We start from the raw sequence: 6,603 nt of genomic DNA on the forward strand, positions 1-6,603 counted from the left end.
GAAAAAACCGATTACTTTAAATCGTAATCGGTTTTTTAGATCTTATTTAAGTTGTTTTCGGCCTTGTGGCCGTTTCATTATTTCGCTCATGACGATAACCTCTTTAATTTTACCAGATCGTAACATTCGTTGATACGGATGTTGTTTAAATTGATGATGCTTTGTTCTTTCCACTTGTAGTGTATCTTCTTCATCTTCAATTAAGTCATCTGCCATTGACTCGAAATAATCAATATCCTTTGTTAAATAGTCTTCGATTGATTCTTCTTTTGAATCTCTCGCGTCTAATGATTCATGATTCAACGATTGATTGTCAAGTGTTATATTTTTGTCGCTTTCTAATTCATCCATCAAGGATTGATCTTCTTCTATAGAAAGTTGTTCCATTTCACTATCGATTGCCAACTCTTCTAAAACCTTTCTTTTTCTATTTTTCTTTGTTTCTCTTTTTTGGTTTTCTTTTAAACTGCTTTTTAGTTGATTCATCGATCGTTCGGCCGCTTCAATCGCATTTTTGGTTTTTTCACTTAACTTTTCTTCATCAACTTCCAGATTTTTTACTATATCAAACTTTTTTTCTTTTGATTTAGTATTAATAAACCAAAAGTAGATGAGAATCAATAGAAATATTTCCATGGTTCATCGCCCCTATTCATTTTCATTTTGAATAGTTGGATTGGCAATTGAATCACGCATCGCAGTATCTGATTTTATATTTTGCATTTGATAATAGTCCATTACACCTAAATTACCTTTTTTGAATGCTTCAGCAATAGCTAAAGGAACTTCTGATTCAGCCTCTACTACTTTAGCTCTCATACGCTGAACTTCGGCCAACATCTCTTGTTCTTGAGCAACAGCGAAGGCACGACGTTCTTCGGCTTTGGCTTGTGCAATCTTCTTATCGGCAATTGCTTGATCTGCTTGTAATTTTGCTCCTATATTACGACCTACATCCACGTCCGCGATATCAATCGATAGAATTTCAAATGCGGTACCGGAATCCAATCCTTTTCTTAAAATAGTTTGCGAAATAGAGTCTGGATTTTCTAAAACGATTGAATGTTTTGGCGCACTACCAACGGTCGTTACAATCCCCTCTCCAACACGGGCAATGATAGTTTCTTCACCAGCACCCCCAACTAAACGCTCAATATTAGCTCTTACTGTTACTTTGGCTTTTGCTTTTACTTCAATACCATCCATGGCAACCCCAGCAATGATTGGTGTTTCAATTACTTTAGGATTAACGGATACCTGTACTGCTTCAAAAACATTACGCCCTGCTAAATCAATAGCTGCTGCTTGCTCAAATTCTAAATCAATATTAGCTCTTTGAGCGGCAATTAGTGCATCGACTACTAAATTAATATTACCGCCCGCTAAATAGTGTGCTTCAAGTTCATCTGTACTGATTTTTAAACCGGCTTTAGTTGCTTTTATAAGGGGGGTAATGATATATGAGGGTACAACTCGTCGTAGACGCATCCCAACTAAATTCCCAATCCCAACTTTCACACCAGAGAAATAGGCTGTAATCCATAATCCTACTGGTACAAATCTAAAGAACAAAGCAATAAAAATTATCGCCAAAACAGCAATAATAACTATCGAAACGATGGTTGTTTCTCCCATTTTTTCCACTCCTTTTACTATTCATCTATTTTTCTAAGTAATCATTTAACTATCAATTTTTTCTCACATAAAGCTGGGTCCCTTTGACCCTTGAAATGTATACAGGCTGACTCGCTTCAAGCATACCTTCTTCACTCATCACTTCGTAAACTTGTTGATCTGAGTCTAATTTAATTTTACCAACTGGTCTTAAATCTTCGATAACGAGACCTGTTTCATTTATTAATTTACCATAGCTAACTAAAGTATCTTCATCAACCTGTTTGCCAATTGCTTTATTTAAAACGAATTGAGGTGAGATTTGTAATGTTAATCCCGCTTGATAAGCTATAAAACTTACTGCTAATACCAGACCTACTAGTGCTAATAGTAATAAAATTAAATCAGGAATATCTCTGACTTGTTCAGCTAATGAGTAGATAATGGTGATAACACCTAAAATACCCACAATGCCAAAATCCGGAATATACAATTCAATAATTAAAAATGCCACCCCGATTAGAAAAATAATATAATCGAAAATCGGTTGATTCAATACATCAAAATATACTGCAAAAAGACCGACAGCCACTACAACATTTAGCCATTTAAATTTTAAAAATAACGCTAGCGTTAAAAGCGCTGTTCCCAAAAATAGCCAAATCATTTATCCTCACCTCACTTATTGACAATATTATAACAAATTTTTTCATAAACCTATAATAATAACCCTTCTTTCTACTCGTTATAAATAAATATTATCATTTAGTTTTTCAATTTGTATGCTGCTTTTTCTATTCAAATTTACATTTTGTTTACAATCTATTCTATCTATCAATGACTAAATCATGTTATGATTAATTTATTATAATATATGGAAGGATTGATTCTATGGCCAGTATTTATACCCATCATCGCTTTGGTCTACAATTGCTTGAATTACTACCTGAGCACTATAAAATTATTGCCGAAACACATCGAGATTATTATTTATTAGGTCAACAAGGCCCAGATATTTTTTTCTTTAATCCTTTAACCTTGATGAAATCAGATAGCCCTGGAATGATTATTCATAAAGAGTCTGGGATAAATTTTATTGAGAATCAAAAAGAGATGCTCCTCGATTGCGAATGGAATTCCCCAGAGATGGCTTATTTTATTGGCAGTCTTTGTCACTACTTGCTTGATTCAAATATACATCCACTTGTAAATCAACTAAGTGAAGGAGAATTTTCTCATTTAAATGTTGAAACAGAATTGGACCGTTACTATTTAATCAAAGACCAGAAAAATCCCTTTAAATTCAAACTAGAAAATCTTATTGCGAAAGAGCCAGGTTTTAAAACGGTAATACCCAAATTTTATACTCATTACCCAAAAGGAACACCACAAAATGTTATTTTAGGCATTCGTTTCTTTCGTTATATTAAGTGGTTTTTTCATAGCGAATCACAAATTAAAGAGAATTTTTTAATATCTTTACTTAATTTTGCTGGGTTTTCTAACTTTAAGTCTCTCATTATCTTGCAAACTCCTTTTAAGGAAGCGGCGGTTGCTAATCTTCAATTGGATGCTATTTTTGAAACTACCTTGAACAAGTCCCCGGCTCTAATTGATAATGTATTTCAATATTTAATGAACGGACACGCGTTGGCTGATGCATTTAAAATAAATTATGATGGAGAGTAAACTATGAAAGATTTAACAAAATTAGAAAAAAATTGGATTTTATATGATGTTGGAAATAGTGCTTTCACCCTATTAGCTACTACTATCATTCCGATTGTCTTCAATACTTTAGCTGAGAATAAGGGTTTATCAGAAGATGTCTATTTTTCGTATTGGGGTTATGCCGTCACTATTAGCACGATTATCGTTGGGATCTTAGGGCCTATTTTAGGCGCCAAATCGGATAGTCACGGTCATCGTAAACGCTGGTTCACAATAATGTTAGTTTTCGGTTCAATTGGTTGTATCTTAATGCCATTCTTTCAACATTGGTTATCTTTTCTCATTGCTTATGTTTTAACGAAGGTCTTTTATAATTCATCTTTAGTTTTCTATGACAGTATGTTAACCGATGTTACCACTCCTGAACGGATGGATCGTGTTTCCTCTCATGGTTATGCTTGGGGATATGTCGGTAGTACGATTCCTTTTGTCATTAGTATCGCGATAATTTTTGGTAAAGACATGCTTGGTATCACAACTTTTCATGCTACGATTGCTGCATTTGTGATTAACGCTTTATGGTGGTTCTTATTTTCAATTCCACTCCTTAAAACCTATGAACAAAAACATATCAACACTGAAAATAGTGCCAATCAAGTGTTCCAACAATTATGGGCGACCTTACAACAAATTATTAAAGACCGTAAAATCAGTCTGTTTTTATTATCATTCTTCTTTTATATTGACGGTGTCTATACAATTATTAATATGGCTACAGCTTATGGTACTTCTTTAGGTTTAGATTCCACCGGTTTAATTTTAGCTTTATTAGTTACGCAATTAGTAGCATTTCCAGCTGCACTCTATTTTTCAAAAATTTCTCATCAATATAAAACAGAAACCTTAATAAAAATCTGTATTATTGCTTATGGTTTAATCGCATTATATGCCATTCAGTTGGATCAATTGTATGAGTTTTGGATTCTAGCAATTGCGGTTGGGATGTTCCAAGGAGCAATTCAAGCATTATCACGTTCCTATTTTGCTAAAATCATTCCTAATGAAAAATCGGGAGAATATTTTGGTATCTTTGACATCTGTGGAAAAGGTGCTTCAATATTTGGAACGTTAATCGTTTCTTTAATTACGTCTTTTACTGGTAATCAACAATATGCCGTGGCATCATTAACGTTTTTATTTATTGCTGGTTTCATTATTTTAAATCTTTCACTAAAAGAACCCGTGGCAAAATAATCATTTGCGTTACGAAAATTCACAATTACTAGCTCATTACAATAGCGCAATTAGTTTACATTTTGCGATTAAATTACTTTGCTTTAAGAAGCAATTCATTCATTTCATTGCTCTTTCATAATCGTCCACATAGGATTAAAAGCTTTAATTTTCATTTTTAGAATTGTCAGGTTCCTACCCATTTTCATAGAGTGCTAACAAGAATAAGATTTGATTGTTCTACTAAAAAAGAGAGCACCCATTTGTCTACAACAGGTAATATGACATACGCTAGCTCCTAAATTGGTTACTAGCTTAATATTTCAAAAAAAGACGGGATTAGAACTACTGTTCTTCCCGCCTCAATTCTTCGATTTATTTTGCATACTCAACAGCACGCGTTTCGCGTATAACCGTCACTTTAATATTTCCTGGATAATTCATTTCTGCTTCAATTCTATTTTTGATATCTCGCGCAACTTTGATTGCTTGAGCATCATTTAACTCTTGTGGTTTAACCATTACTCTGACTTCACGCCCAGCTTGAATAGCATAACTATGAGAAACACCATCATAACTGTTAGAAATTTCTTCTAATTTTTCTAGACGACGAATATAGTTTTCAAGTGATTCACTTCTAGCACCTGGTCTTGCGGCAGATAAGGCATCAGCAGCAGCTACTAATACTGCAATTGGTGAGGTCGGTTCAGTATCACCATGATGAGATGCGATTGAATTTACTACAATTTCAGGTTCGTGGTATTTATTGGCGATTTCGGCGCCAATTTCAACGTGAGAACCTTCGATTTCATGGTCAAGTGCTTTACCTAAATCGTGTAAAAGTCCTGCTCTTTTGGCCATAGCCACATCTTCGCCTAATTCTCCAGCCATCACTCCCGCTAATTTAGCTACTTCAATACTATGTTTTAAAACGTTTTGTCCATAACTAGTTCTAAATGACAAGCGTCCTAAAATCTTAATGATGTCTGGATGAAGCGAATGTACGCCAACGTCAAATGTTGCTTCTTCACCAATTTCACGTACTTTTTCATCAATTTCTTTACGCGCACGATCCACCATTTCTTCAATTCTAGCAGGATGAATACGTCCATCTTGAATTAATCGCTCCAAGGCAATTTTAGCAATTTGTCGTCTGATTGGATCAAATCCACTTAAGACGACAGTATCTGGTGTATCGTCAATAATTAAATCGATACCAGTTAAACTTTCTAATGTGCGAATATTACGTCCTTCACGCCCGATAATGCGTCCTTTCAAATCATCACTTGGTAAGTGTACAACGGTCACAGTATTCTCAGCTACTAAATCAGTTGCAGATTTTTGAATAGCTTGTAAAATAATGTTTTTAGCATTACGATCTGCTTCATCTTTGGCTTTTTGTTCTGAATCTCTGACCATAATAGCAATTTCATTAGATAATTCTTGTTCAGTCTCAGACATAATAATCTCTCTGGCATCTTGTCTTGAAAGAGTCGCTACTCTTTCTAATTCAAGCTTTTGTTCATCGATTAATACTTGAACTTGTTTTTCTTTTTCAGATATTGCTTCTTGGCGTTTGGTATATTCCGTTTCTTTTTTCTCAAGATTTAATTCGCGCTTATCTAGATTGTTACTTTTGATGTCTAAATTTTCTTCTTTTTGCATCAAACGTTGTTCTAATCTAGTTGCTTCATTGCGTCGTTCTTTTAATTCTTGTTCAACCTCATTACGGAACTTTAAGTTATCTTCCTTCGCTTCAAATAATGCTTCACGTTTTAGATTTTGCGCTTGTTTAATCGCATCATCCACAATGGCTTCTGCATTTGCTTTTGCGCCATCGACACGTTTTTCATCATTTTTCTTTTGAATAAAAATCCCTAAAACTAATCCGATTATTAAAGCAACGATAGCGAAGGCGATTGACACTAAGTCCATAAGAGTCACCTCCGTATCATTATTATATTTTATTTCATTTCAAAAAAATTGAAGTTAAATAATTAAAAAATGTGCTTTCACACATCTTTTATTTTAGTCTTTATTATATTAATTGTCAATTGATTTAATATAAGCCGATAGTGTCAAATT

General features: G+C 34.0%; 6 protein-coding genes. 2 read left to right on the forward strand and 4 right to left on the reverse strand.

Annotation, left to right across the window (positions count from 1 at the left end; translation table 11 throughout):
- Positions 1–42: 42 nt before the first annotated feature.
- The 3 genes from GSA01S_RS08870 to GSA01S_RS08880 are packed head-to-tail and all read right to left on the reverse strand — an operon-like array spanning position 43 to position 2,281.
- The gene (locus tag GSA01S_RS08870; protein WP_066126751.1) at positions 43–636 is read right to left on the reverse strand and encodes a hypothetical protein; all 594 of its coding nucleotides are present in this window, start codon (positions 634–636) and stop codon (positions 43–45) included.
- A gap of 12 nt (positions 637–648) precedes the next feature.
- The gene (gene floA / locus GSA01S_RS08875; RefSeq protein WP_066126753.1) at positions 649–1,635 is read right to left on the reverse strand and encodes a flotillin-like protein FloA; all 987 of its coding nucleotides are present in this window, start codon (positions 1,633–1,635) and stop codon (positions 649–651) included.
- 52 nt (positions 1,636–1,687) lie between these two features.
- Entirely contained in the window at positions 1,688–2,281 is a 594-nt protein-coding gene (locus GSA01S_RS08880; protein ID WP_066126755.1) for an NfeD family protein, read from the reverse strand.
- Positions 2,282–2,505: 224 nt separating this feature from the next.
- Between GSA01S_RS08880 and GSA01S_RS08885 the strand changes: the two genes are divergently transcribed.
- Entirely contained in the window at positions 2,506–3,303 is a 798-nt protein-coding gene (locus tag GSA01S_RS08885) for a zinc dependent phospholipase C family protein (protein WP_066126757.1), read from the forward strand.
- 3 nt (positions 3,304–3,306) lie between these two features.
- Complete coding sequence (locus GSA01S_RS08890) at positions 3,307–4,539, forward strand: MFS transporter (RefSeq protein WP_066126759.1); 1,233 nt, start codon at positions 3,307–3,309, stop codon at positions 4,537–4,539.
- 354 nt (positions 4,540–4,893) lie between these two features.
- Here the strand turns inward: GSA01S_RS08890 and rny are convergent, their stop codons facing one another.
- Positions 4,894–6,453: a ribonuclease Y gene (gene rny, locus GSA01S_RS08895; RefSeq protein ID WP_066126761.1), complete on the reverse strand. Its 1,560-nt coding sequence runs from the start codon at positions 6,451–6,453 to the stop codon at positions 4,894–4,896.
- Between the last annotated feature and the right edge of the window lie 150 nt (positions 6,454–6,603).

Source organism: Globicatella sanguinis NBRC 15551 (assembly GCF_001552295.1).
In the GTDB taxonomy this organism is placed as follows: domain Bacteria; phylum Bacillota; class Bacilli; order Lactobacillales; family Aerococcaceae; genus Globicatella; species Globicatella sanguinis.

What these genes read in the sequence shown, in the direction of transcription:
- GSA01S_RS08870 (WP_066126751.1), bottom strand. Translation starts at nt 636, where the DNA reads ATGGAAATATTTCTATTGATTCTCATCTACTTTTGGTTTATTAATACT.
- floA (WP_066126753.1), bottom strand. Translation starts at nt 1,635, where the DNA reads ATGGGAGAAACAACCATCGTTTCGATAGTTATTATTGCTGTTTTGGCG.
- GSA01S_RS08880 (WP_066126755.1), bottom strand. Translation starts at nt 2,281, where the DNA reads ATGATTTGGCTATTTTTGGGAACAGCGCTTTTAACGCTAGCGTTATTT.
- GSA01S_RS08885 (WP_066126757.1), top strand. Translation starts at nt 2,506, where the DNA reads ATGGCCAGTATTTATACCCATCATCGCTTTGGTCTACAATTGCTTGAA.
- GSA01S_RS08890 (WP_066126759.1), top strand. Translation starts at nt 3,307, where the DNA reads ATGAAAGATTTAACAAAATTAGAAAAAAATTGGATTTTATATGATGTT.
- rny (WP_066126761.1), bottom strand. Translation starts at nt 6,453, where the DNA reads ATGGACTTAGTGTCAATCGCCTTCGCTATCGTTGCTTTAATAATCGGA.